This window comes from Bradyrhizobium yuanmingense, assembly GCF_900094575.1.
Classification (GTDB): domain Bacteria; phylum Pseudomonadota; class Alphaproteobacteria; order Rhizobiales; family Xanthobacteraceae; genus Bradyrhizobium; species Bradyrhizobium yuanmingense.
Genome location: NZ_FMAE01000022.1, coordinates 1 through 25817 on the forward strand (window position 1 = coordinate 1; position 25817 = coordinate 25817).

A 25817-nucleotide genomic window follows, 5' to 3' on the forward strand; every position below is an offset into this window, starting at 1 on the left:
AGCAGCTCGTTCAGCGAGGAGAGCTTCTTCTCGTTGATGAGGATGTAGGCGTCGTCCATCTCAACGCGCATCTTGTCGGCGTTGGTGACGAAGTAGGGCGAGATGTAGCCGCGGTCGAACTGCATGCCCTCGACCACGTCGAGCTCGGTCTCGAGCGACTTGGCTTCCTCGACGGTGATGACGCCCTCGTTGCCGACCTTCTTCATGGCGTCGGCGAGGAACTTGCCGATCTCGGCGTCGCCGTTGGCCGAGATGGTGCCGACCTGGGCGATCTCGTCGTTCGAGGTGACCTTCTTCGAGTTCTTCTCGAGGTCGGCCACGACGGCTTCGACCGCGAGGTCGATACCGCGCTTGAGGTCCATCGGGTTCATGCCGGCGGCGACCGACTTGGCGCCTTCACGCACGATTGCGGCGGCGAGGACGGTCGCGGTGGTGGTGCCGTCGCCGGCAGCATCCGCAGCTTTCGAAGCCACTTCGCGCACCATCTGGGCGCCCATGTTCTCGAACTTGTCGTCGAGTTCGATGTCCTTGGCAACGGCAACGCCGTCCTTGGTAATACGTGGCGCGCCGAACGACTTGTCGAGCACGACGTTGCGGCCCTTTGGACCAAGCGTAACCTGTACGGCGTTGGCGAGAATGTCGACGCCGCGCAGCATACGATCTCTCGCATCTACTCCGAACTTCACGTCCTTGACTGACATAGAGAATTCCCTCAGTTCCGTTTAATTCATCCTTCAGCGCCCCGGTTGGCTCTCCTCAGGAGGGTGAGCTGTGCGAGCCCAGGATTAGGCGACTTTCTTCTTGGAGAACACATCGGTGAGAACGCCCATAATGTCGCTCTCCTTCATGATCAACAGGTCTTGCCCATCGATCTTGACCTCAGTGCCGGACCATTTGCCAAACAGCACCCGCTCACCGACTTCGATGTCGATCGGAATTAGCTTGCCGGCCTCATCGCGGCCGCCCGGCCCAACTGCAATGACTTCGCCCTGGGAGGGCTTTTCCTTGGCAGTGTCGGGAATGATGATGCCGCCAGCGGTCTTCTCTTCGGCGTCGATGCGCTTGACCACGACGCGGTCGTGAAGCGGACGGAAAGTCATAGAGGTCTCCTGAGCGTTTGAACAGTTGAAGTTAGGCACAATGTGACAAGTATACTGTAGCAAGAGTCAGGCCAGAAATGCGCTGAGCGATCTATCCTTCTAGTTCTGCAAAAGCATTGCCCGGGCAGCGTGTGTGTTTGTCCGGAAGCAAACCCGCTGAGGTGCACAGCCCGCCCGGCTGTTGTGAAAATGACATTGCGCTCCTTCGAAACACCCGCAGAGGGCCCCGGGACACTTCAACGTTGCTCAGGCGGCGGTTGCACTGATCGAGAGGCCTCGGGTTTCGACGACGTCGGGATTGCACATGATTACCTGACGGTACAATCTAGCAGTTTGGCCGGCGAAGCGTGCGGTCTACAAGCTTTATGGAAGAGCGGCTCGTCAAATCTACCGTGGTCGTGCATGCGAATATGTATGCAACATTCTCGAAAAAGTCGGTGCTGTTTCTTGTAAGAGGTGGCGGTCTCCAAGGCAGGTCACCATCGAATTGTTACCAGATCGCCCGTGTCCAGCCGTGGCACGGCGCTTAAAGCCTACCGAATTGACCCTGGTCATTCGTACGCCGACAGCACTTGAAGAAAGTTGCACGGGCCACGAAAGCTCGATTGCGCCGAGCAACGCGTGCGTCGGGGCTTTGGCCGACTTCGTTCCTCGCCCACGAGTCCGAGGGAAGGACCGCCGGGAGCTACTGGCAGCGAATCTGAGATGGCGGCCATCGGTCGGCAGAGCACATTCTGCGAAATTGGCATCCATATCTGACAGGTGACACCCAAACGAAGGCGTTCTTTCGGCAACTCGAAAGAGCTAAGACGACGATCTGGTTCACTGAGGCCGCACTTTCCGACGATAAATCTCGAGATTTGCATCGCGAGGGATAGCCTCTCCGGTTGATGTCGATGGCATCCAAACAGCTGTCGTGGATCAAAAGGACTGGCGGATAAATGAATCTTATACCTTGATATACGTTGTGCGGCGGCTTCCGGCGTGTGAAGGCGGCTTCGAAGTCGAAATTCACCAGATCTCCGCGCACCATGGAAAAGCAGCTGTGTCGTCCGTAGAAGTACATCAGCACATCCTCTCACTTCTTCAGAAGCCGAATCCGGTCATCCTGGATATCGGCTGCAATGACGGAACTGATACGCAAAAGTTCCTAGAACTGTGCCCGCAACCCCAGCTCTACTGCTTTGAGCCGGACCCTCGAGCGATCGCGCGCTTCAAGAAGAAGCTCGGCCCATCCCTCAATAGGGTGAAGCTGTTTGAAATCGCCATCAGTGATCGAAACGGAACGATCGACTTCCATCCAAGCAATGCAGATGGCGATGCGAAAGATTGGGACCTATCGGGTTCAATACGCCGTCCAAAGAACCATCTTACCGAGTACGATTGGGTCCGGTTTGATCACCCTGTCTCGGTTGAGACACGGCGGCTGGACGACTGGTGTAGCGAAGCCAAGCTGGACGGAGTCGATTTTATCTGGATGGACGTTCAGGGAGCCGAGGCCGACGTTATCGCCGGCGGTATGCGGACCTTGAGCAACACGCGCTTCATCTACACCGAATATAGTGACCGCGAGCTCTATGAAGGGCAGTTGTCCCTGCAAGCCATTCTTAACTTGTTGCCATCATTTGAAGTGGCGGCTCACTATCCGCGCGCAGTGGAAGGTGATGTATTGCTCAAAAATACGCGTGCCTAGCGGCTACTCATATCGAGCGTCTCATTCATGGCCTAGCCAGCGGCCTCTATGCTGGCCGCAGCTGCACAACGTTGATCATCAAGGCGAGCGGTTATCGCGGGCCGGACAGGCAGTGCGGCTGCGGTTGCCGTTGGGCCGGCGTGCACGTTGGCCGATCGAGCGGGAGCGGCCAGCGCGCTATCGCAGTCCTCGGGTCCACGCCGTCCTGAGGAGGGCAGGGCCGTGGGGCTAGCGTGGCGATCGAACAGCCGATGTAGCAGCACGGCGCTCGCGCGCTCATGGCGCCGCTACGTCGGTTCGGCTCCACCGACACTCGCCAAGATCTAACGCCGATCACGCCGAACCTGATCGCGTGGCTTCATCGGCGCAGCCAAAATCGGGTCCGGCTTGTCCATATCACTCCATCCAAACGGCATAGGGCTAGCTGTATTGGCGGGCGCCATGGATCTCTTCAGCCGCAAGAGAGCCGCCCGGGCGAAGCGCGACCTCATGCGGGCCGAAGCGCCTCTTCCGCGCGGTCGATGCCGATTCGACGGCAGTGGCAAGAGCGGATTGATCGATTTTCCGATCGGGGGTGTACAGTACGTTTCAGATTAACGTCCCACGGCCGTTGCCAGCGCTGGCGTGCCGCATCGATGAGCCGCAAGGGTGAGTGATAGGATAGTGCGCCGTGGAGAGCTTCTTCCGCGCCGTGCGCCCCAAAGTAGGCAACCGGTGCGAGAGTCGAGCCCGCTTGCGCGGTGGTTTGGAGAGTTCGTGAGTTGAACGGCGAGCCGTTGCGCAGAAGTTCAGGTGTATCCTGCGCGGCCACGTCAATGATCGGGGCAGGGGCCAAGAGGAATATAAGGGCTCGTATGTTTGGACAACGAACGGGTAGTCCAGGATATGGAGGGGGATCAAGAGAGCCCAGCGGTGTCTTTGTTCACATTGGAACATAGGGCCATGTCCTCAGCGGCAGACCACATCATCACGCAAGTGTAACCGTCGGTGTGGCGTGTGGCTTGCCCGTGCGTGCCCCACTTTATGGGAAGCCCTGTTGTATTGCACTTCCCAGCAGGGCGCGGCCAGCGCTCTGGAGCGTTCCCTCGTTTAAAGCTGCGTGCTGGGCAACCACGAAGCTGTCGCACATGGCCCGTGCTAGATTGCTGGTGCTATAGAGCGCCTCAGTTCCAGCCAGACCGCTCGCAATCCTGCAGACCTCAGCCCCCTGCCGCGCGGCGTTCGTCGCGGCGAGCCGCATTAGCGTCGTGGTGCCAAGATTTACCTCACCCTTGAGCGCTTCCTTCCACAGCTCCTCCGTGGCTTCGTAAAAGAAGGAACGAGCGGAACGTAGCATGGCTTCGGCTTTGGCGATTTCAAGCTGGACATAGCCGCGCTCAGCCATCATGGGCGCTCCAGTGATCGAGGCACGGGTTTCGGCCATGGCGATTACGTCGTCTATTGCGGAGCGCGCAATCCCGATGCCGACAATGGCATGCGCCTGCGCGGCGAAGGCGACGGCCGGATAACGATAGATCGGCCCATCAAGTGTCGGCGGACCGCCGCGGATCAAGGTCCATTCCTCTGGCACAATGACGTCGCTGACCACGACATCGTGGCTTCCGGTGCCTTGCAGTCCGATGACGTCCCAATTGGGCCGAATTGTCACCTTCTCGGCCGGCATCACCGCTACGCGCGGGAGGTCACCGCTCGGATCGTCTTCCAACGTGATACCAACTCCTATCAAATCCGCCTCGGGTGAGCCGCTAGCGAATGGCCACACGCCGTTCACGATAAATCCGTCGGCGCATCGCTTAGCGGGTTGGAGCGGGAAAAGCGCACCCGCCAACACCACGTCAGGTCCATTGGCGTACACTTTGCGAAGGGTGTCGTCCGGAAGAGCAGCGAGGTAGCGAGCTCCATCCCCGAAGCTGGCGACCCAACCGGCGGAGCCGTCGGCCTCGGAAATGCGCTCGACCAGCCGACAAAAATCGGCCGGCGTTCGCTCCTCACCGCCGAATCGCTTGGCAGCCATAGCCCGATAGACGCCGACGCGTCTGAAGCGGTCGACGATGTCTTTTGGAATCTTCTGCGCGCGGCTAAACTCGTTGCGACGCGCACGGATCTCGACGAGTAGTGGCGACAGATTAGCCCAGGTCGCAGCCGCGGCGTGGGTCCCGGAAGTTATCTTTTCTGGTGGAGCGTTCATAGATTATCCTCCGTATCTTGAGCCGATCATCGCCGCGCGTCATTCATATGGACTGCGCGTATGGCGAGGCCAGTGATTTGGCACCCGCTGGACGGCATTCTCAAAGCTGTCGCAATTGATATCGAATGCATGAGATTGCATAGGGTAGCTTCCCAAGTTAAGCGGCCGGAGGCCTGACGGAGATATAGCTATTGTTCTGGCATTGAGGCTGGCCGGCAAAGCAGCCGATACGCTGCGGCGGCATCGATCCGCCCTTACCGCACTGGGTCTCTGGCGGTCGATCGGGGACTGCGGTGCATGTCTTCTCCACATGAACGTGTGGTCACACTTGGGACAGGCCGGGTCGAACCAAGTCGAAATTCTTGACTTGTGCTTGGGAGAGCGCCCAAGCCTGCGGCCTATTGCCCGTCTTCCCAGCAATTGACGTGCCATCAAGCATGGCTGCCGGCTTTGTCTGAATCGCGCGAGATCACTCCGCCGTGCCATGCTAGCACAATGCTCGTGCCTCCGTGTTTGCTTTCAGGCACAAGATGTCATTAACTCAACAAGCCGCAAAGAAAACCACAGAGGCGGACCTCGACCGCCACCGACCGGGTTCAACGTTCCTGCTTAAGCTTAAGTCCCGCTCCGGTCTCCTGACGCTACCAACAGCCAAAATGTGCTGTTCGTGCGAGTGCTGGTGAGCGCTTGCTTAGAAGCGGAAACGCACGGCGGCTCCAGACGCTGAAACTGCACGATCAACTCTGGTTCGATGTGACAAGAGTGCACCGCTCATGCAAGCGAAGACGAAGCTTTTCGAACAGGTTTCGGAGGCTTTCCGGGTTTGCCAGCGACGGAGGAGCCTGTCCACGTTCTGTCGTACCGAACGCAAGCAGTTCGTGCACATTCCTGACTGGCCGCCCTCTTGCGGCCGCTGGCGCCTCTTTCTTCGATCTACCAATGCTTCCGATCTTGGCAGAGCTTGCCAAGTTCGTGCGACAATATGCGCGCACCACGAGCGTTGCGACAGACCAGGCGCCACACGATGTGAAGCTAGTGCTCTGTTCCCACTAAGCGACTCCGTGCAAGAGCCTGATTTCGGAAGCGGTTGCCAGCTGATTTCAGGCCTGTAGAGGCGGTGCGCGCGGTTGAAACATGGCTGGCGCACCGACGTCACCTGTGCAGGTAGAACTAGAAACATTCTCTAAGTCTCGCCGCGGCTTAGAACCGACCAGCCTCCGTGTACAGGCGACGCCACTTTGTAAGCTTCGAGTTTCTTCTCGTGTCGAGCTCGTCATGGAGGACGGCGAACGAGACGATCTAACGAATGATTGATGCGACGCTGGCTTTCCGACGGTCGCGGTCTCCCAAGTGGCTGGTGCAGGGAGACCGTCCGGTACTGATGCGGGTAGCATGTTGCCTTCAGCCCCAGGCCGGGGAGTCATGCTGGTTGTTCTGTTGATCCTCGGCCCTGGCTGAGCTCGATTACAAAAGCAGGACCGTGGATGCCTTGCCCGCTCAGAGCTGAGAAGCTCTCGGGATCGTCGCGTGCTCTGGAGTGCAGAGCTTGCAATTCTTCGCATTGCGATCTGCTGCCTGAACCACCTCCATTGGGTTGGCGGCTCAACCAGGAGGCATGAATGCTGCCGGACGCGCTATGTGGGTTTCTGGATGCTGGCCACGCGTTGCCAACATGAGTGCGTATAACAAGAGAAGAATTAAGAGACCGCGCATATCTAAGGAGTCCTGAAGCGATGACAGTTGTGGAGCGGATAGTATCCGGCGTCGTTGTTGTAGACGATGGACCAACAAAACTGCTCGGAACAGATGCGCTGTATCAGGCGGCAGACGATTTGTCGGAGTGTGAAGGTGCTGGCATCAGCTCACAATGTCGACCTTGCCGGTGCCGATCCGATATACGCCCCCCACGACTTTCAGTCGGTTCTGCTCGACTGCGGCGTTCAGAATCGGGCCCGTCGATTTGAATTTGTTGACGTTATCGATCACATTTTGTCGGGTTGCTTGGGCGAACGCGTCGCCGGCTTGGTCGCCGGTTGCTTTCACTGCAGGAGAAAGCGCAGCGACCAGGGATGAAATGTGCCCCGGCGGCCGCTTATCTTCATGGATCGACTTGATCGTGGCGTCTATCGCACCGCAATGATCGTGGCCGAGTACAAGGATCAGCGGCGTGTTGAGTATGGCAACCGCGTATTCCATACTGGCGAGCGTGTCATCGTTAGCGAAGTTGCCGGCGACGCGGCAGACAAACAGATCACCTAGTCCGCTGTCGAAGACAAGTTCGGGGACCACACGGGAGTCGGCGCAGCTCAGAACCGCCGCATATGGATTTTGTCCCTCAACCAAGACCGGCCGCTCGCGCCTGAAATCGTCGATTCGTGGTGCGCCCTGGACATAACGATCGTTCCCGTTCAGCAGCCGATTCAGGGCAGCATCTGGCGAGAGTACGTTGTTTGGCTTGGGCGGGCCTTTTGCTTCCTTCGCGTCGGCAATCTTATTGCCGAACCGCAGGAAAACTGTCGAAGCAGCAAACAGCAACAGTGACCGCCGCGAACGCGCGTGCTTGGCTAAATGGTATATGTCTTGAGAATGGGCTGCTTGCATGTGTCGCCTCATGGCACGGCCTTACGCCACCCGGTGGCTTCGGCTTCCGCTTCGCTGCAAAGCCAGCGTTGGCCGCGCTTCTTCGTCATGTCGATTTGTTCGTAACCGGGTTGCCCTGGCAGGTAATAAATGCGCTCGCCTCTGCGCTCGACTGTGCCTTTTATCGGGCACTCGGGGGACGGCGGTTCCAATAGCAAGACGGATCCAAGCAGGACTTCCTGAGCGTCGACCGGAACCGACGTCGCGCCCACGATAATCGTGCTTCTATTGCGGCGACGCCAGTCCCAGGGCGCGATGAACGCGCCGGACCACAGCCCCGCATGGGCTGTGCTGGCCACCAACTCATAAACAACGTAGGTATGGTGAGATGCACCAGCCGATAGCGCCAAGCCCGAGCGTACCATCCAGACGTTTACATCCTCGCCTTCGATGAAGCAGCTGCCGAGGGCTCGCCGATACTCATCGACTCTTTCGGTATGACAATCCCACGTTCGCCCATTCGAATGCTTGATGAGCTCGTCGCGAACAGCTACGCCGCAGGCCCATTTGCGGCCCTGTGCGTCGAGGCAAATCTGATCGGTCTCAGGAGCTTCGATGCCTGAGAGCCGAACGGTGGTTTTCTCGATCTGGATCGTATTTCCGTCGAGGATGCGCGGAGCACCGCTGAGTGTCGCGGCGGAAACCGGAGATGTGATGAGAGCGATCAATGCGAACATAATTCCGCGGTGCTTCATCCCGACAATAACCTTTCGCTCCTGATCCATGTTCACGCGCACGATACGGTGCCGATACATTCGATTGCTCGACCGCAGATGTCCATTCCGCCGGCTTCGATGTGTGCCTTATGAGAGCTTCGCGTGAGTTCGAACCTACGACCTGACGCTGCGTAAGGATCAAGAGATTTCTTCCCGTGTGCGTGCGGCGGTATCCTTCGAGCATCGGCGGCTCTCTCACCGCGAGCGTGCTGTACCCTCTGGACGTAAGGAGGAGAGTCTCATCGCGTGGCGCCGAACTCGGGATGCTGGACAAGCCCGAGCCTTGGAACGCTGTGCTCCCTCCTTGCAAAAATTGAGCGGCTATGAAGCGTCGGTGCTTGCGGCGGACTCAGGCGTTGAGGAGCAACCTTGCCATTGTTGGTGACGACTTCCATCGGCAAACCGGACAGTTCCGACGAGGGCGAGGAAATGCGCCCCAAAGTCTTGTCACGAAAAAGATGCTCAAAAAGGATCTGCTCTGGCTCGCTCTGACCGGTTTAGACAAAGACGTGATGGAGTTCAGCCTCAACGCTCGCCGCGTAAATGAAGGTTTCTTGTTCGAGCAAACCGCGCAAATCCGTTCCTTGTTACGCCAGACGAGATGATCGTTGATACCAATCGCATTATGGCATTTGGCTCCTCCGCGCGGCACCATAGTCGTTAGTGCTACTGCCCAGACGTGCGTACAAGACTTGAACTGTTTATGGCTCAGGCGCTACGGGCCGCCGCTCTTCGTAGTGACGGTTCGCCGCGATCTCAAGTGACTTACCCAGGAGCGCTGGCATCAGTGCCCGTTTTCTCCAGGAATTGAAAAGGCTGCGATATTGAGCCGCGGGCTTTGCCGTGGATGCACCAGGCGTGGGCAAGCTGCCCACGTGTTCGGACAATCGCGAGTGCCATGCAATTCGTGTGAGGTTTAAGTCCACAATACGTGTTTGCGCATCGCGTACTTCGGGTGAATAGCTCTGGTGCGGTTTAGCCGACTCAAGCTACATCATTCTAAAGCACATCACTACATAATGGGAATGACATGGTCGCAGTCGTTCGGGAAGTACCGGTCTCATCTTACGCGCTTGAAGTAGATGGCCAACTCAGAGCCGAATTCGCAACCAAAGACGGTGCCACCGCAGGTGGAGCAGAATTAAAAAGGCGGTTTCCCATGCTTAAAATCCGGGTCTATGACGTGCAGACGAATGAGTGCGAGGAAATCTACGGCTGAGTCAGTGCGGTAATCGACCTTCTTGCGTACTGCTCCGGAGCTTCCCGCCCTGTGCACTCGGAAATTGGCAGGCGCTCAGCGGGTATGCCGGGGTTACTACCCTGTAACTTCCTGTTTCGTCTCAGCATCGGTCCCTAGTGCCGGCTCAAAGTCGCTAAGCTCACGCTCCTGCGTATGCCGCGCAACCACACGATGCGCGGCGCGCACCCCGAATCGGCTTGGCCGGAGGCATCTCCAAGCGCTCTAGTGAAGAATGCATGAGAGCTGGTTCCCCCGCAGTTGGTGTACTCTAACGGGGTGGAGTGCAGGCGGGCAAACCACATCTCGCAAACTAGTACGCGCCACTGAGCTCGACACCTGGCGGAAAAACGCAATCGTGCTGCTCGACCTTCCGTACGAGGGCCGAAGTGCTGCGAGAAAGGCAGGCCTTAAACAACGCAACTGCAGAGCGCGTGTCTCTTGCAGTTAGTACGAGGCGTTCGACCGTGCGGCAGCTGCGGTGCGGTGTTGCTCTGCGCGACCGTCTGCTAAGGCCTTCGCTCTCCTGAGTCTTCCTCTTCCTTTGGCTCGGTCCGTTGGAACCAGGAGCCCGGAGGAAATTTCGCGATGCGCTTGGCAAAAGAGGATTGTGGCTCCCAATCTTGGCCTTCGCTCTTCTCAAAAGTGATGACTCCGTTGTGTGTAAAATAACGTGGTCCTTGGATATCGCAATTCACCAAGAGCAGAATGCGCCATAGATCGCCTTTCTCGTTCGGCTTGTCATTCTGCTTGGGTAAGTAGTCTACCCCAACAGGTTCAATGATAGTGCATCGGCCCTGCCGCAGAAGATCGCCGAGCCGGCCTTGCGGCGTAGTCACAAAGTTGAAGTTATTTGGATCATGCAGAAAGCTAAGGTTTGCGTCCCTTTCACCATCTGCGACTTCTTTGGCGATCAACGAGAGTGCTAGGGCACGCCAGCCCAATTCCATCGGCTTCGCATAGGTTGACGCAAGCTCAATCGTACCGTCGAGCGCGACTTTCCAGGTGATCGCGTACTGTTCGTCTGATTTGTTGTCTCGGTGCCTGGTCCACGAAACGAAAACATGGTCGCTTTCGCCGAGTTCAGCGACCCCCCACATCTGAGGGACGAACTGTGCCACCTTCGAGACATTGGAGATGATTTGTTCTATCGTCTCACCATCTTGCGCTCGCCAAGTTGACTTGAGTCTTTCGACAAGTGGGTTGTCGCTGGCGCGAATAGTGTTGCTCATGGCAGCCGGCCAGCCTAGGCAGATTAACAGTCCGCCCAGACGAAGCCATAGCGCGGGTCTTCCCGACATTCTCTTCATAATCCTCCGCCTATCGCGTTTCATCCATACATCTTTCAAAGCGGTAACCTTGAACCTGCTATAAGCGAGCGCAAGAAGTTTACGGAGACGCGACGGGGCACCCGCGGCTGTCCTACGAGGGCAGGCGCTCCTCTCTATGTCACGCGCCGCTAACTTCCCTAGCCAGCGACAGCGTCAATTGGCTGAGCTGGACATCCCCAAGCAGAAGAGACTGGGCATGTCGAGGGGCTTGCATTCTTCGTGCCAGGCAGCAGGCAGAGATTTGCACGGGTTTTATGTCCCTCTTGTCGACTTTCCGACCTGCGCACGGTTCGATGTTCCATTCAGTGTATCGGCCGTAGCTCGAGGCCAAGTGCCTGATGAGAATCGGGAGTGCGTTTGCCGTCATTGAACCGTGTGGTTCGCTATAGTTGCCCGTCGGCGTTCGGCCTACATGATGGCTGGCGATACGAAGCCGACTTAATCGACGAACTTTGAAGTCTGGCTGGCACGAAAAGCAACCTCCTCGCCGCGTATGTGGCTAGTTGCGCCGCCTGCCTTGACGTGTTCAATGGGGATCCTCTGTCGCGAAAATAGCTGGCCAGCGGATGTGCTGGGCGAATCGCTGGAAGTCGGAAGCCGCATCGAATGCATTCTGCTCGAAACGGCGGTAATCGCCGCCGCGCGGGCTGGTTTTGTCCCTTTCATTGATGGGGCGGGTGGCGTCGCCTCAAGGCAGCTCCGAGTCTCACTCCCACCTCTGAGACAAGGACATCTCTGATTGCGACAGCTCTGTTTAGAGAATCATAGAGATGCACGGTCATTCGCCTACTAGATGTCTCAGATTAGCGTGCCACAAAATCTGAGAGGTTGACGGAAGAGTCCTCCTGCCGATAATCGAACTCGTCGAGGTTCTCCGAATCCCACTTGATCCGGAACTAAGAGGGAAGCCGGTCCAAATGCCGGCGCTGCCCCCGCAACTGTGAGCTGCGAGCTACTGTCCAACGATGTCACTGAAGCCCGCACGGCTTCGGGAAGGCCGGACAGCAGCGACGACCAGCGAGCCAGGAGACCTGCCCCGACGATAGATTGGTCCACGGGCGGGGTGTCTCGGTGGTGCGCCAAGCAGCCGTCGCGCGCGCGACTTCCTCTGCCTGCGTCCGCCATGGCCTCTGTCCCTAACAGGGGTTAACACTATGTCTCTTCTCTCTCTTCCGGTTGCTACGCTCGGTACGCCACGCATCGGTCCAAGGCGTGAGCTCAAATTCGCTCTTGAAAGCTACTGGGCGGGAAAGATCAGCGAACAGCAATTGCTCGAGGACGCATCCGGTCTGCGCGCAGCGAACTGGGCCCGTCAGAAGTCTCTCGGCGTCACGATCATTCCGTCGAATGACTTCTCGCTGTATGATCAGGTGCTCGATACAAGTGTCATGGTTGGTGCTATCCCGGAGATCTACGCCTCGAAACGAGAATACGTTTTCCTCAAGACGTACTTCGCCATGGCTCGCGGATCACAATGCGACGACCAGGATGCGAGTTGCGGTCTGGGGCCGCGGGGGTCTGGCGCACCCGCGCAGGAAATGACTAAGTGGTTTGACACCAACTACCATTACATGGTTCCCGAGTTTTACAAGGGACAGGCGTTCAGACTTTGCTCTCGCAAACCCATTGAAGAGTATGAGGAAGCAAAGGCTCTTGGCTTTCAGACCCGCCCTGTCCTGATCGGGCCGATCACATTCCTAAAGCTCGGCAAGAGTGCCGATAGCGCGTTCCAGCCCCTCTCCCTACTCGATGATCTAATACCGGTCTATATCGAGGTTCTGCATGAATTGGCCGACCGAGGGGCAAGTTGGGTTCAATTTGACGAGCCCTGCCTGGCCCTTGATCTGGATGAGGCGGCGCGAAAATCATTGCTACATGCCTATAACCGGTTCGCAAAGGAGGGACCGGCTATCAAAATCATGGTTGCCAGCTATTTCGGCGAGCTAGGCGACAATCTGGATACCGCATTGAGCCTCCCGGTTTCCGGTCTGCACCTCGATCTGGTCCGAGCGCCAGAGTTGTTGGATCAGGTCATCGCTGTCGGCCGAAGTGACCTCGTCATGTCGCTCGGGGTCATCGACGGCCGGAATGTATGGCGGTCGAACTTGTCGTCGCTCCGTCAGCGGATGGAGCCCGCGATTGCGAAGCTCGGCAAGCACCGTGTACAGCTCGCCCCATCCTGCTCGCTGCTTCATGTGCCAGTCGATGTTGAACTCGAGACCGGGCTCACGTACGACGTCAAGAGCTGGCTTGCTTTCTCGGTTCAGAAGATGCGTGAGCTTGCGATCCTGGCGCGAGCACTCGCTGGCGACCAGAATGTCGAGCTCGCTCTCGCCGATTCGGAATGCGCTGCGACTGCCCGGCGGACTTCGCCCAAGATCCATGATAGCAATGTCGCTGTGAGGATGAGGGCGATCGACCAGACGATGCGCCGGCGCGCCAGCCCATTTGTCCGTCGTTCCGAGATCCAAAGGGAACGCTTTGGACTGCCAACGTTTCCCACCACGACAATCGGATCGTTTCCGCAGACCACAGAAGTCCGAAATGCTCGTGCGGCGCATGCGCGAGGTGCGATGAGCGACGAACAATACGGCGAGTTTATCAAGGAAGAGATAGCCCGCGCCGTACGTTGGCAGGAGGACATCGGTCTTGACGTCCTCGTGCACGGCGAATTTGAGCGCAATGACATGGTGCAGTACTTTGGCGAGCAACTCGCCGGCTTCCTATTTACCAGGAATGGATGGGTACAGTCTTATGGTTCGCGCTGCGTCAGGCCTCCGATCCTGTTTGGCGATGTAGTGCGGTCGAAGCCGATCACTGTGGACTGGTGGCGCTACGCGCAATCACTAACTAGCAAGCCAATGAAGGCGATGTTGACCGGACCGGTCACGATCCTGAACTGGTCGTTTGTTCGCGATGACATTCCCAGAAGCGAGGTCTGCCGCCAGCTTGCGCTCGCGATCCGCGACGAAGTCCGCGATCTCGAGAATGCCGGTGCAGCCATGATCCAGATCGACGAAGCTGCACTCCGGGAAGGATTGCCATTGCGCCGATCGGCGTGGAAGGCATATCTCGATTGGGCGGGAGATTGCTTCCGCATTTGCTCATCGGGCGTTGCCGATCAAACGCAAATCCATACACACATGTGCTACTCAGAGTTTAACGACATCATCGGTGCAATCGCTGCAATGGATGCGGATGTCATTTCGATCGAAACGTCGCGGTCGAAAATGGAGCTACTGGACGCATTCAGCAAGTACGAATATCCAAATCAAATCGGACCGGGCGTGTACGACATCCACTCTCCACGCGTTCCGGAGGTGGGCGAAATGAAGGAGCTGATGGTGCTGGCTCGGACGCGTTTGCAGGAATCGCAGCTCTGGGTCAATCCGGACTGCGGCCTAAAAACGCGCAATTGGGAGGAGGTTCGGCCTGCCCTAACCAACATGGTCGTTGCCGCCCGCGAACTGCGTGCAGCATCCGATCCGCAAAACCATTGATCCCGCGCTCGGGTCTGTTCTCGACCAAGCGAATTCGCTTGTGCTCATTTGCGTTCTCCACAATCTCGAGCAAGCCTTGGGGCCAACAAAAATGCCTGCCCCACTTGGTGGTCCGAAGGAGGTGCACCCGGAGGAACGACGCAGACGCGTCGCGCTACTTGGCCGAGAGAGAATAGCCGACGGTTCATCAAGGTGAGAACATTCGCCGAAAATATGGACCCATATCGACACGTTTATCGTAGCTCATTATGACGTGGTAAGCGATCGTTGGTCTGAGATTCAGAATCTACACCGAGGTGTGTCGCTCGCGAGTACATTGGGAACGGTTGCGACAGCAATGCGAGGAGTGATGCCGGGCGGTCACCGCAAGCCCCCACCATAATCGGTCCGCTCGGACATGTTTCCCGTCAGGGCTCTCATGCGATGAACTCTACATAGTGTCCGACGAGAGGACGCCGAAGCCAGTTCCTGCCTCAACTAACGCCAATCTATTGTGCAGGATCGCCGCCGCTATCCGGGCCAGATACGCCAATGCGTCGGCTGCACGGCGACGTGCTCTCCGGTATTCGCGTTGATCCATCCGCCGAACACCCGGCGACAAGGAAAGATCACCCGGTGAATTGAAGTGCCCTCGATCACGGCAATCTCCAGATCCTGATCGAAGGGCGGCGTGATTTCGAGCCGCTCCCAGATCGAATCGCCACTGGATCCTGGACGAAGTTCATCGCTGCGAGCTGACAAATGCAGACAACCTTGTGAACATTACGAACATCGCTTGGCTTCCGCGCGAACAGGCTCTGCCCGACTCGACCGGACGGCGCGCGGTCTCTATGGCGTGAGCCGCGGCAGAGGGCTATCGGTCGTGGCATCGTTGGTACGGAATACGATCCGCTCGCGGACCGAAATATTTGGATTTCTGCCGGGCAACAAGGCCTGAGCTTCCGTCAAATCGATCTGGGTCAGCTCAATACCTCGGCTGTTGGTATTTGTAACTGTTCTGCACGAACTAAACTGGTCTGCAGCTCCGGCAATCCGGCCCGGAGCGGGGTAAATGGTCCGGCTTTCTGTCATGTCACGTCTCTTGTTGGTGAGACATCTCCGTGTTCTGCAGCGTCATCGCGTGGGTGTGCAGGCGACCTCAGCCGCGCTCTCGCGCGCGTAGCACGCGCTCCAGCGAGAGCGCGAAGAATTCGGTTGACACCATTAGGATGGACGTAGCTTCGCTCGGAGCGCATAATCGGGCTTGTCCGCAAGTCGATAAAGTAGACGCCATCGCAAGCGGCGCAACTTATCATGTGCAGGTCATTGACCCGCGGCTCGGCTGCGCCCGGAAGGAGTCCTAAAAAGTGATCGCTGGTAGCCGGACATGAAAGCATCATAGGCTCAAGTCGTTCTTTCCGCCATGCGTCTGACCTTACTAGAAGATCACTTCTATTAGGACGCAGCCGCCGCAGCATTGATGCGGGTCAAAAGGCTGGTCCGTCCGGGAGTGGTTGAGCTCGAGTGGTCGCTACGTGCCGCAGACGCTCGCGTTGGCAGTCGACATGTCCGAACTCGGGCGTCCGCCAGGGCCTGGCGCTCTCTGCAGCACGCCAGCGTGTTGATTTGAGGCGCAACTCACGGTTCATGGGCTACGGCAGCATTTTTCCTCATTGCTCCGCGCACGCGGATGGTCAAACGATTGTTCGCCTTTCATTGTCGGTAGCCTTGCCGAGGCTGATCCCACCCTTAGGGTTTGGCACTGAAGTCCGAACCTGGGCTCGTCGAAACGTCGGCTGCGACAAGCCTTATGATCGGCTTTGCTGTGGCGGCGGCTGGTGGACCGTCGGGTGCAAGATCGGGGTTCCTTGCCTGATTGCCGCACGATCTCCTGCGCGTAAGTGCATGTTGCCCTCGATCGTCTCTGCGAGACAATCCTCGATCAAAGACTTGATTTGCCGGTCGGCGGCATGAGGCTCCTGAGAGGCGCTGCCCCTCGGCTCAAAGCGTCGTGCGATACCGCAGGTAGGACAGACAGACCGTCGCTAGTCTTCGCGACAACAAGCGGGTCGCGCCGCGCTGTTACATCTGGATCTATCTCGGAGGAGCAGACATACCTCTTGGGGTGCTGCTTGAGGCAGATCAAATACTCTCGGTGCGAATAGCAGAATAGTGGATAAGCGAACCACGGGAAGAGAGGGGCACGCCTTCATTTAATGTTCGATTTATTAAGACCGTTTGTGACGATACTGGCGGCGAGCATCGTGCGTGCCAGGCAGCATTCAAGGTCGATGCCGCCTCCCTGAGTGCTGCTGCTCAGCAGGCGGAGACTGATTTTTGCAAGCAAAAGAGTGTCCGCGATTGGACAATCTTCGCCGATGTGTTGGAGCTTCGAACCCCACCTGCATTAGCTAATCCGTCCACATCAGCCTTTCGAGCGTCCCGCAAGGACGAGCTCTCATGAGCAAGCGAGGGTTTCGCACTTCCTGAATGTTCCACGGAAGCGGGACTTCTTCAGCACCGAACAAGACTCGTAGTTCACGGGCGCGAGGTTCACCGGCGTGCTCGCCTGTCATGGCATCGCCACCAGCATGGACGGCTTGCTTGCCCGGTGCGACAACGTGCTCGTCGAGCATGCCTATGAGACTGTGTCCGACGCCCGCGTCTCGATCGGATGATACCTCGCCTTCAATGGCCGGCGTCCGCCTTCGAGCCTTGGCGGCGGCGCTCCGGCAAGCTTACTTCCGGCCGCTGCCATTCCGTGCGGTAGCCTTACTATGGCAGACGCTCCACTTACACAATCGGCACAGATCGGCAGTCGGTCTATGGAATCTGAAGGCACGGCCAATATGGGGTAAGCGTGGCCTTAAATTCGGTACGACGAGTGGTCGAGATTGAAGGAAGTCGTGGTGGGTACGGCCACCAATCATGCGGCTCACGATCGCGAACTCTCTTGCGATCTATTTTTTTATATCCCATCTTAAGCTTCGCTCGGTGTGGTATTATCCGCGTTCTCTCGTCGGCGGCAGCAGCTACGCAAGCTGGCGCACGGGTCCGCCACCGGATCAAGAACCGCTATCTCGACGAACTGAATGAGGACGTCGAAGGAGTTGTGTGAACACGTTGCAGGAGCTTAACGCGACCGTGCATCGACCGATGACCCTTTGCTCGTGCGGGGTCCTGCGAGGTGACCGATTGCTTGCCAGAAGCAATGCGCAACTGATAGTCGCGCCCGAACCACTCAAAAGTGATTCCCCAGCTTACGACGATGACGATCTGCTGTTGTCCAGTCTTTACATAGATATCAACGTCCTTTCGGTCTCTCCTGACGTCGTTTTAGTCAACGACGCCTGCCCCGAACTGGCCCGGATCCTGGAACATAGTCGCGTTCAGGTCGTCCCGGCTCGGCACCGCCATAGGTGCATCTTTATCGGGGGCGCCATTGCTTTACTCTGGACACGGTCCGCGAAGACGGGTCGGAGGATTACTTCAACTAGTATCGGCGATAAACGTAATCGTCTGCTTCGCAAGGCGGCGGCTCGTAAACCCATTGCTTTGGGAGCCTGATAGCTGGGGAGGATGTGCTCGCTAGGACTGGTCAAGGTTATGCCGCATCAACTAGTTGCCAGAACCCAAAACTTGGAGCGTAGGCTCCGCAGAGCCGCAAAGCAGCTGAGTCAACTAGATGTACTCTCGCCACGTTTCAGGCCGACGATCGTCGAGTGCGCCTCTCAGCGGACCGCAAGTTGGGGCGTGAACACGCCCACATCTTGCGAGACTATCGTGCCCGTGACGGTCTTGACGTTTCAGGACGGGAGCTTTCGAATGTCATTTGGTCGTCCAGTGACTTTAAGGGAGACTGTTGCTTCGATGTCACCAAACCGATGAACGGTCGATCTACGCTCGTGCGACAAGAGACATCACATGTTCGATATCTATTTGAACCGAAGACACGATCTTTTGGTCGTCCCGACAGGCTTTGGAATCCCCGCGGGATTAGACGGCAATTGGAGGAGAAAGAACCGGGCGTTTCGTTCCGTGAGCGACGTCATTCGTCAAGATGTACAACAGCTTGGTTACCACCAACTTCGTTTGATCTCGTACCGGTCCGGGGCGGCAGTTGAGACCTCGTCACACTCCTAGTCAACGCAGCTATCTGATGCTGAACCGTTCTTCAGAAACTTCGGGCAGGATGTGGCCGATGCCGTAGAAAGCGTTGCTTACCGCGGCGACAGCAGGCGGGTGTCGCGCATTGGGCTTAAGGAGGAAACCTTCTTTTGAAAGCGGGGCACGCCTCTGGAGCTTACCGCAAAATAGGCGTTATCGGGCTCTTGCATGAGTCAATGGCGTGCGCGTGAGTTTTCAGCTGTCTATACTGAAGATACTTGCCGGCCAGCCGCACGACCGGGCGAGCATCGAAGTCGTTAAGCAGCATTGGATATCTGTATAGCAGCGGCCCGGAGTGGCCGGCTCGTATGAAGCGCATCGCAGGCCGCACGTCCCAACTCGGTATTTTCGGCCAAAGCTGATGCGGGAGGCCGGATGCTGGATGCTGGATGCTCGCCGAGGAGGGAAGGGAATATCTTGAGACGCTCGAACAGTTAGATCGGCGTGTAGGTTGAGCGAGAGACCGCGCAACAGCCGAAAGCCGAGCAACCGCCCCTTTGACTTCGCAGCTAGGAACGAACGCGGGCAGAAAGCGTCCCACGGCAAGCGATTGAGCCCACGTAAATTGCTGCCGGGGTGACCGCCAGCCGCTCAACCCCTTGCTGATCGTGATGTACTCAACTAGATCTCGAAGTTCACATTTGAAACAGTGGCGTTGTAATGGGTATTGCGAAGTTGTTCAACGCGGCTAGGGATACTGGCTTGATTCAAACCTGAGGGATGGAGAATCTGGCCTCTTCATGCACATCAGCGTGGTCGACACGGTCGACTAAACTGATCTCGCGCTTGGCTTGCTCATTCCAGAGCGTGTCAGTTGCTTAGCTGCGAATAGAAGGGCGTCGATTGGAACGTTCTCATAGCGCGAGGTGTATATGAAGTTTACTGTTCCACAGCTGTACTAGCCCAGACTTCTCGCGTTTGGAAGGCATGATGAAGTTATACCTTGGCGCAACTCCTATCACATTGTCTGTTTTTTGCGGTCGTCGTGCTGTGAAAACTATGCTACAAGCCGCTCCTCTCAAAAGGAGCATTCATCGTGAAGAAAGCAACCAAGAAACGCGTTAAGCGGCGCGAATGGACGAGGGCAGATATCAAGGAGCTCAAAGTCCATTCGAAGGCCCGAACCCCGGTCATAAAAATAGCAAAGATGACCAAACGCAGCGTCGGCGCGCTCCGCCAGAAGGCCTTGCATCTTGGAATCGGACTCGGACATCAGCGGTAGTTTTGAGCAGCGCTGGTACTGGCGCGGTAGGGCGGCTCCCTGGGGGCCGCCCTCAGTACCCATAGAAATTTTGTCTGAGAAGAGTGTTTGAATGGTGTTTCGCTGTCGCGGTAGGAGCTCCAGCATCCTATCATCATTGATGGACTTTCTTAGGCGTGGTCTCAACGGTTGTCACAAATCGGCAGTGAAGACATCGTCTTGGTGATGGCCCTGTCAAGGATCTCTCACATGAACGCCGACCAACGGCGGCGCTCCCTGAAGGTAGCGTCTGGATCGCTCCCGCGCTGAGAAGACCTGCGTCCTGTCATGTGTGAATGTCCGCGATATGGTCTGCTTCTTTGCAGCACTGCGCTCATATGCCGAAATTGTTTGTGTCTGCCGAGCCTCAGCGAGGTGCATGTCGCAGTTACCTCTTCAATGCCTCAGCGCATGCATCTTCTATACGTATCAACCTTCCATGTGCCGCGCGCGGTCTTTAACAAACGTCCGTATAGTTCTTTTCAACCTTCCCATATTCGCAGTCAATCTTCGTGCAATTGAGCTGTTGCTTGATTTCGTTTTATCGGTCGAGCAATCGGGGAAGCGATTGCAGTTATCGCTCTGTGATCCCGCCCGATCGGACTGAACGGGTCTCAAGTCATGAGTGGCAGACAAAATTCTTGTCCTTTCGACTCCTTGTACGCGAGCGGTTGCTCCCATGTGATCCGGCGGCCGGCTTTGTTTCGCCCAATCGAGCTAGCGCCGACGGATGGCGCTTGCCAAGAACGAGTGTCTGAATGATGAGCGGACGTCTTGGTCGTTCACCTGAGGTGTGCTTTCTCCTTGGTCTTCCACGATCCGGAACCACACTCCTGGCACATTTGCTGCAGCGCCATCCAGACATTGTGGCTCCGCCTGAACCCTGGTTAATGCTGGCGCTTGAAGCAATTGGCAACGTGGATCGGCGTCATCCGGCCGGCAGCTCTCTAATTGAGGCCGCCACCTCCGAATTCTTGGGACGGATAGATCGCACGATCGTTAGCCGCGCATTTGCAGATGCAGCATACGATCAGTATCTGGCAAAAGCGGGCAAGCGCATCATTATAGATAAGACACCACGCTATTGGACGACACTTGAATTTGTTGAATCCGTCTATCCGGAAGCGCCACACATCCTTCTGATGCGCAATCCCTACGCGATCGCCGCTTCACTGAAATCGACGTGGGGCATCCCACTGCGGGCAGAAAGCGCGCAGCCGGTCAGCGTATCCAGTCTCGCTGATCTCATGCTTCGACTGCCCGATGGCATAATATCTTCACTGGCCGATTTGGTTTTGGGTCTTCCCAGGCTCGCCGCGCAACGTACTCGCCCGCAGACTCATTTGGTGCAATACGAACTGCTCGTGGCGCACCCGGACGATGAAATCCAGCGTCTACTGACAGCGCTCGGCTGTGATCCAGGAGGCGTCGCATCGGCGAGAATGGGACGAGCAGATTATCTTCAGTCCAGCAGTTTTGGAGACCGAAAAATCCTGGAACGAAACACCATCGACGAAAGCTCTGTCAAATCATGGCAATCTCAATTGAGCGTCGAGGAGATGCAAACCGTGACCGATCTGGTCGGTGCCGAGCTTTTGGTAGAACTCGGATACGAGCAGGAACTGCTGCATGCCCAAAAAGCCGGAGTTCTGGACAGGGGACGGGAAGTAACCGAACTTTATCGTCGGTTATTCCGAACCTGGTGGGATTTGCGAAGTGCCAAGGCGGGGGGACTGTCTAGATCTCATGCTGGAGAATCGGTCCAAAATGCTTGGAACATTTCGGAGAACCGGGACGTGGCTATCGAGATGTTGCGAGGGGAGGTCGCGCGGCTTGAGCAGATCCTCGGGAGCTCCTAAGGACTCTGAATGGTTGTGATCAAGCCACGCTGGTTGATTTAGCCAACTTAACTGGCACGCTGATCTCCCGATCAGGTGTGCCGCACGCGCCGGCCGTACGAGCGGCAGAATGCGCTATGCTTTTGCGTCCGAAGTCTGCTGTCGAACGGGTCTTGGCCTCATTGACGAGCCATGCGCCTTGGCCGGCCATTTCTGCCGCGGATATTCCCCGCTCTACGCTGGAGCCATAGAGCGGCGAAGAACAGAGATCCTGCACCGAAAACAAGATATATGCTGCCAAAACATCTGCACCGTCTCGAAGCTGAGTCGATTGAAATCATGCGTGATGTGGTCGCCGAGTTCAAAAGGCCCGTCATGCTTTACTCCATCGGAAAAGATTCAAGCGTTTTGCTACACCTTGCGATCAAGGCGTTCTATCCGGCAAAAATACCCTTCCCGCTGCTTCACGTCGATACGACGTGGAAGTTCCGCGAGATGATCAGCTTCCGAGACGCGACAGCCAAGCGGCTCGGCCTCGACCTGATTGTCCATGTCAACAAGGACGGCAGCGCGCGTGGGATCAATCCGATCAAGTCCGGCTCCGCCCTCCATACCCAGGTGATGAAAACGGACGCGCTGAAACACGCGCTCGACCTCCACGGATTCGATGCCGCCTTTGGCGGAGCCCGGCGCGATGAGGAAAGGAGTCGGGCAAAAGAACGGATACTCTCCTTCCGTTCGGCCGGACATGTATGGGACCCCCGTAATCAACGGCCGGAGCTCTGGAGCCTATTCAACACACGGATTCGCCAGGGCGAAACCATGCGCGTGTTTGCGATGTCAAACTGGACCGAGCTCGAGGTGTGGGAATACATCATGATCGAGAAAATTCCGGTCGTTCCGCTCTACTTCGCAAAACGAAGACCGATAGTGCATCGAAATGGTGCGATGATCATGGTTGACGACGAGCGATTGCCGCTTAACTGCGACGAGACGCCGGAAATGCGGATGATCCGCTTTCGCACCCTTGGATGTTATCCTTTGAGCGGGGCTATCGAATCCGATGCGACGACGATCGAAGATATCGTCGCAGAAATGCAGACCGCGACGGTGTCTGAGCGCCAGGGGCGCCTAATTGACACCGATGAAGCCGCTTCAATGGAGAAGAAGAAGCGGGAAGGCTACTTTTGATGTTTACAAAGCCGACAATGGAACCGGATCCGGCGCGAACGAAGGATCAGCTGCGATTCATCACATGTGGCTCGGTGGACGACGGAAAATCGACGCTGATCGGCCGATTACTGCACGACAGCAAGATGATCTACCGCGATCAGATCATGGCGCTGGAACGCGACAGCATCAAGTACGGTAGCACCGGGGATAACATCGACTTCGCGCTGCTTGTGGACGGCCTCGAGGCCGAACGGGAGCAGGGCATTACGATCGATGTTGCCTACCGCTTCTTCACTACGCCGCGGCGCTCCTTCATGGTGGCCGACACTCCCGGCCACGAGCAGTATACCCGCAATATGGCTACTGGCGCCTCGCAAGCCCAGCTAGCCATTATCCTGATCGATGCCCGCAAAGGCGTGATGGTTCAGACGCGCCGCCACTCCTTTATCTGTGCGCTTCTCGGTATTCGTCATATCGTGCTGGCAGTGAACAAGATCGATCTTGTCGCATACGACAAGGAGTGCTTCGATCGGATCGCGCGCGACTATATGGCCTTTGCCGCCGGTCTCGGCTTCACCTCGATCGTCCCGATCCCGATCTCGGCCCGCTACGGGGATAACGTCGTAGACCGCTCCGCGCGTGCCAACTGGTATCGTGGTCCCTGCCTGCTTGAATATTTGGAGAGCATTGACATCCAGTCCGGCACCGCAAGCCAGGCTTTCCGCTTTCCGGTACAATGGGTGAACCGGCCAAATCCGGATTTTCGAGGCTATGCCGGGACGGTGGCTTCCGGGAGGATCTCGGCGGGGGATGAGATCATTGTCGCCACGTCGGGACGGACCACGCGCGTCAAGCGGATCGTGACCCACGGTGGCGACCTTGTCGGCGCCGAAGCCGGGGATGCGGTGACCATTACACTGGAAGACGAAATTGATATCGGCCGGGGCGACATTCTATCCCGACCGGACGATCAACCGAAGGTCGCCGACCAATTCGCTGCTTATGTGATTTGGATGGACGAGGAGCCGCTCGCTCCCGGACGCAATTACATCCTGCGGATCGGATCGCAGACGATTTCCGGCAGCATTGCCGAAATTCAGCATCGGATCGACGTCAACACTTGTGAGCATCTGGCCGCCGGGATGGTTTCGTTGAACGAGATCGCCTTCTGTAATGTTGCGACCACAATGCCCGCAGTATTCGATGCTTATGACGTCAATCGGAAGACCGGATCATTCATCGTCATCGATCGTTACACCAATCGTACGGCGGGGGCCGGCATGATTGCCGTTCCGCTACGGCAGACCGCCAATATTGCTAGGCAAGCCCTATCCGTGGATAGGAGGCAACGTGCCGCGCTCAAGAATCAGAAGCCTTGCGTCATTTGGTTCACCGGCCTGTCTGGCGCGGGAAAGTCGGCGATTGCCAATCTCGTTGATCAAAAGCTGTTTGCAATGTCGCGGCATACAATGCTGCTGGATGGCGACAACCTCCGGCACGGCTTAAGCGCGGATCTGGGCTTCTCGGAGGCGGACCGCGTGGAGAACATTCGGCGTGTCGGTGAAGTTGCCAAGTTGATGGCGGACAGCGGCTTGATCGTGATCTGCTCGTTTATCTCGCCCACGAGAGCCGAACGGGACAGGGTGCGCATCCTGGTTGGCAAGGATGAGTTCATAGAAGTCTTTGTCGATACGCCGATCGAGGAATGCGCGCGGCGAGACCCGAAAGGGCTGTACTCAAAGGCGAAATCAGGCAACATCAAGAACTTCACCGGAATCGACGCCTGCTACGAGGCACCAGAAACACCGGATATTCATCTCAGGACCATGGAGCAGACCCTAGAGCATTCAGCCAGAGCGGTAGTGGATCTCTTGATCTCGCGTTCAATTCTTGATGGTTAGATGTCCATCGCACCGCGTCATCGATAGGCAGAATTCCTGCTGGCGCAGCTCAGGCGACTTGGCTCAGGCGGGCCCTGCGATCAAACTTTTCGCTCGAAAGGAACAAAATGGTCGCACCCACTCGTGTACTGCCAGCTTCCGGTTACGTGCTCGAAGTGGATCAATTCAAAACCGAGTACGCGAGCAAAGATGGAGCATCGTCAGAAGCGGTGGAGCTCAAGAGACGCCGTCCCATGCTGCAGATCAGAATCTACGATGCGGTAAGGAAGGCCAGAGAGGAAGTCCGACTTCTACTAGGTTGAGGGTTTGCTTCGCGCTTCTTGCTGCGCGTGCGGCCAAGGACACGCCGAGCTGCCTTAAAGCCGAGCCGAGGCCGCGACTCGGCGGCTTTAATCTCCCACGCAGTACGAAGCTCGGGCCGCGGTTTTCCGGGGCTGGCTCCGGCGAACCTGCGCTTACTCCAGGTATACTGACAAATCTGAAGCGAGCAATCGGTCGCGATCCATCCTGTCGTGCCCATGGTAACGTCCGGCAAGCCTGCTTCCTCTTCCTCCGCTCGTAGGCGAACACCGTCGGCGTACGCATCTCGAGGCAACACTGCCGCAAAGATTAGCCATCCCGCGCTCCTCCGCCGCGTGTTCGGGTCACGCTCCAATTCCGCCTTTCATCGCTGATTGCCATGAAGGCGGCCATTGACGCGGCTGAAAAGGAAAGGGAGCTCATCGGTGGCCGAGCGACAAAGAATGATCTCTCGATGAACCGTTCTGGTCAGCCATCGACGTGTTCGACCGATAACGTACAGAGTCTTTCGCACTTTCAGGATTGACGGCTTCTTCTAGAATGAAGGAGCTTTGAATGAACGATGGGAATGCCATGGGTCAGGTGATCCAAATTGATGAGGCCCGGATTCGAGATCACCTGGGCGAGATGGTCCGCGGGACAGTGGAAGAGACACTGAACGCGATGCTGGAGGCCGAAGCGGACCAGCTGTGCGGTGCTGGGCGGTATGAGCGCAGCCCGGCGCGGCAGGACACGCGGGCAGGCAGCTACGAGCGAACGCTGCAGACCAAGGCGGGCGACGTCAATCTGAAGGTTCCGAAGCTACGGCGGCAAA

The 25817-nt window shown here is 57.2% G+C and carries 15 protein-coding genes, 1 pseudogene and 1 riboswitch; of the genes and pseudogenes, 9 read left to right on the top strand and 7 right to left on the bottom strand.

What is annotated here, in order from left to right; all coding sequences use genetic code 11:
* Both groEL and GA0061099_RS35665 read right to left on the bottom strand, forming a co-directional pair.
* The coding region (gene groEL, locus GA0061099_RS35660) for a chaperonin GroEL (protein WP_141697746.1) at nt 1-701 on the bottom strand (701 nt) is incomplete at its 3' end.
* Nucleotides 702-785: 84 nt separating this feature from the next.
* The gene (locus tag GA0061099_RS35665) at nt 786-1100 is read right to left on the bottom strand and encodes a co-chaperone GroES (RefSeq protein ID WP_074448393.1); all 315 of its coding nucleotides are present in this window, start codon (nt 1098-1100) and stop codon (nt 786-788) included.
* A 1045-nt stretch (nt 1101-2145) separates the two neighbouring features.
* Between GA0061099_RS35665 and GA0061099_RS35670 the strand changes: the two genes are divergently transcribed.
* On the top strand, nt 2146-2793 hold the full coding sequence (locus GA0061099_RS35670; RefSeq protein ID WP_036030817.1) for an FkbM family methyltransferase: 648 nt from the start codon (nt 2146-2148) through the stop codon (nt 2791-2793).
* A 1021-nt stretch (nt 2794-3814) separates the two neighbouring features.
* Here the strand turns inward: GA0061099_RS35670 and GA0061099_RS35675 are convergent.
* The 3 genes from GA0061099_RS35675 to GA0061099_RS35685 all read right to left on the bottom strand — a co-directional run bounded on the left by GA0061099_RS35675 (nt 3815) and on the right by GA0061099_RS35685 (nt 8376).
* A complete protein-coding gene (locus GA0061099_RS35675; RefSeq protein WP_050996226.1) occupies nt 3815-4981 on the bottom strand; it encodes an acyl-CoA dehydrogenase family protein in 1167 nt (388 codons plus the stop codon).
* A gap of 1857 nt (nt 4982-6838) precedes the next feature.
* The gene (locus GA0061099_RS35680) at nt 6839-7582 is read right to left on the bottom strand and encodes a carbonic anhydrase (protein ID WP_050996223.1); all 744 of its coding nucleotides are present in this window, start codon (nt 7580-7582) and stop codon (nt 6839-6841) included.
* Between the two features lie 8 nt (nt 7583-7590).
* A complete protein-coding gene (locus GA0061099_RS35685) occupies nt 7591-8376 on the bottom strand; it encodes a thermonuclease family protein (RefSeq protein WP_244429403.1) in 786 nt (261 codons plus the stop codon).
* 317 nt (nt 8377-8693) lie between these two features.
* On the opposite strand from GA0061099_RS35685, the gene GA0061099_RS35690 reads away from it, so the two are divergent.
* A complete protein-coding gene (locus GA0061099_RS35690; protein ID WP_124163825.1) occupies nt 8694-8942 on the top strand; it encodes a hypothetical protein in 249 nt (82 codons plus the stop codon).
* Between the two features lie 1141 nt (nt 8943-10083).
* Here the strand turns inward: GA0061099_RS35690 and GA0061099_RS35700 are convergent.
* A complete protein-coding gene (locus tag GA0061099_RS35700; RefSeq protein WP_225114365.1) occupies nt 10084-10806 on the bottom strand; it encodes a nodulate formation efficiency C protein in 723 nt (240 codons plus the stop codon).
* A gap of 949 nt (nt 10807-11755) precedes the next feature.
* A riboswitch (cobalamin riboswitch) is annotated at nt 11756-11958 on the top strand.
* 101 nt (nt 11959-12059) lie between these two features.
* Here GA0061099_RS35700 and metE point away from each other — a divergent pair.
* A complete protein-coding gene (gene metE / locus GA0061099_RS35705; RefSeq protein WP_036030790.1) occupies nt 12060-14405 on the top strand; it encodes a 5-methyltetrahydropteroyltriglutamate--homocysteine S-methyltransferase in 2346 nt (781 codons plus the stop codon).
* A gap of 510 nt (nt 14406-14915) precedes the next feature.
* Here the strand turns inward: metE and GA0061099_RS35710 are convergent.
* Nucleotides 14916-15146 carry a hypothetical protein gene (locus GA0061099_RS35710; RefSeq protein WP_085972425.1) on the bottom strand — a complete coding sequence of 77 codons (231 nt, stop codon included), beginning with the start codon at nt 15144-15146 and terminating at the stop codon, nt 14916-14918.
* A gap of 1739 nt (nt 15147-16885) precedes the next feature.
* On the opposite strand from GA0061099_RS35710, the pseudogene GA0061099_RS39510 reads away from it, so the two are divergent.
* The 6 genes and pseudogenes from GA0061099_RS39510 to GA0061099_RS35760 all read left to right on the top strand — a co-directional run.
* Nucleotides 16886-17156 (top strand): annotated as a pseudogene (locus GA0061099_RS39510) (IS3 family transposase); the annotation flags it as partial.
* 2431 nt (nt 17157-19587) lie between these two features.
* Nucleotides 19588-19773, top strand: coding sequence for a hypothetical protein (locus GA0061099_RS35735; RefSeq protein WP_074448398.1), 186 nt, complete (start codon nt 19588-19590; stop codon nt 19771-19773).
* Between the two features lie 776 nt (nt 19774-20549).
* Nucleotides 20550-21650 carry a nodulation protein NoeE gene (noeE, locus tag GA0061099_RS35740; RefSeq protein WP_271540034.1) on the top strand — a complete coding sequence of 367 codons (1101 nt, stop codon included), beginning with the start codon at nt 20550-20552 and terminating at the stop codon, nt 21648-21650.
* Nucleotides 21651-21821: 171 nt separating this feature from the next.
* Nucleotides 21822-22820: a sulfate adenylyltransferase subunit CysD gene (gene cysD / locus GA0061099_RS35745; protein ID WP_074448399.1), complete on the top strand. Its 999-nt coding sequence runs from the start codon at nt 21822-21824 to the stop codon at nt 22818-22820.
* Between the two features lie 17 nt (nt 22821-22837).
* Complete coding sequence (gene cysN / locus GA0061099_RS35750; RefSeq protein ID WP_036030799.1) at nt 22838-24703, top strand: sulfate adenylyltransferase subunit CysN; 1866 nt, start codon at nt 22838-22840, stop codon at nt 24701-24703.
* 855 nt (nt 24704-25558) lie between these two features.
* On the top strand, nt 25559-25817 hold a 259-nt coding region (locus GA0061099_RS35760), incomplete at its 3' end, for a transposase (protein ID WP_208604918.1).

Coding starts and splice junctions, on each gene's coding strand:
- GA0061099_RS35665 (WP_074448393.1), bottom strand. CDS start 1,100: ATGACTTTCCGTCCGCTTCACGACCGCGTCGTGGTCAAGCGCATCGAC.
- GA0061099_RS35675 (WP_050996226.1), bottom strand. CDS start 4,981: ATGAACGCTCCACCAGAAAAGATAACTTCCGGGACCCACGCCGCGGCT.
- GA0061099_RS35680 (WP_050996223.1), bottom strand. CDS start 7,582: ATGCAAGCAGCCCATTCTCAAGACATATACCATTTAGCCAAGCACGCG.
- GA0061099_RS35685 (WP_244429403.1), bottom strand. CDS start 8,376: ATGTATCGGCACCGTATCGTGCGCGTGAACATGGATCAGGAGCGAAAG.
- GA0061099_RS35700 (WP_225114365.1), bottom strand. CDS start 10,806: ATGAGCAACACTATTCGCGCCAGCGACAACCCACTTGTCGAAAGACTC.
- metE (WP_036030790.1), top strand. CDS start 12,060: ATGTCTCTTCTCTCTCTTCCGGTTGCTACGCTCGGTACGCCACGCATC.
- noeE (WP_271540034.1), top strand. CDS start 20,550: ATGATGAGCGGACGTCTTGGTCGTTCACCTGAGGTGTGCTTTCTCCTT.
- cysD (WP_074448399.1), top strand. CDS start 21,822: ATGCGCCTTGGCCGGCCATTTCTGCCGCGGATATTCCCCGCTCTACGC.
- cysN (WP_036030799.1), top strand. CDS start 22,838: ATGGAACCGGATCCGGCGCGAACGAAGGATCAGCTGCGATTCATCACA.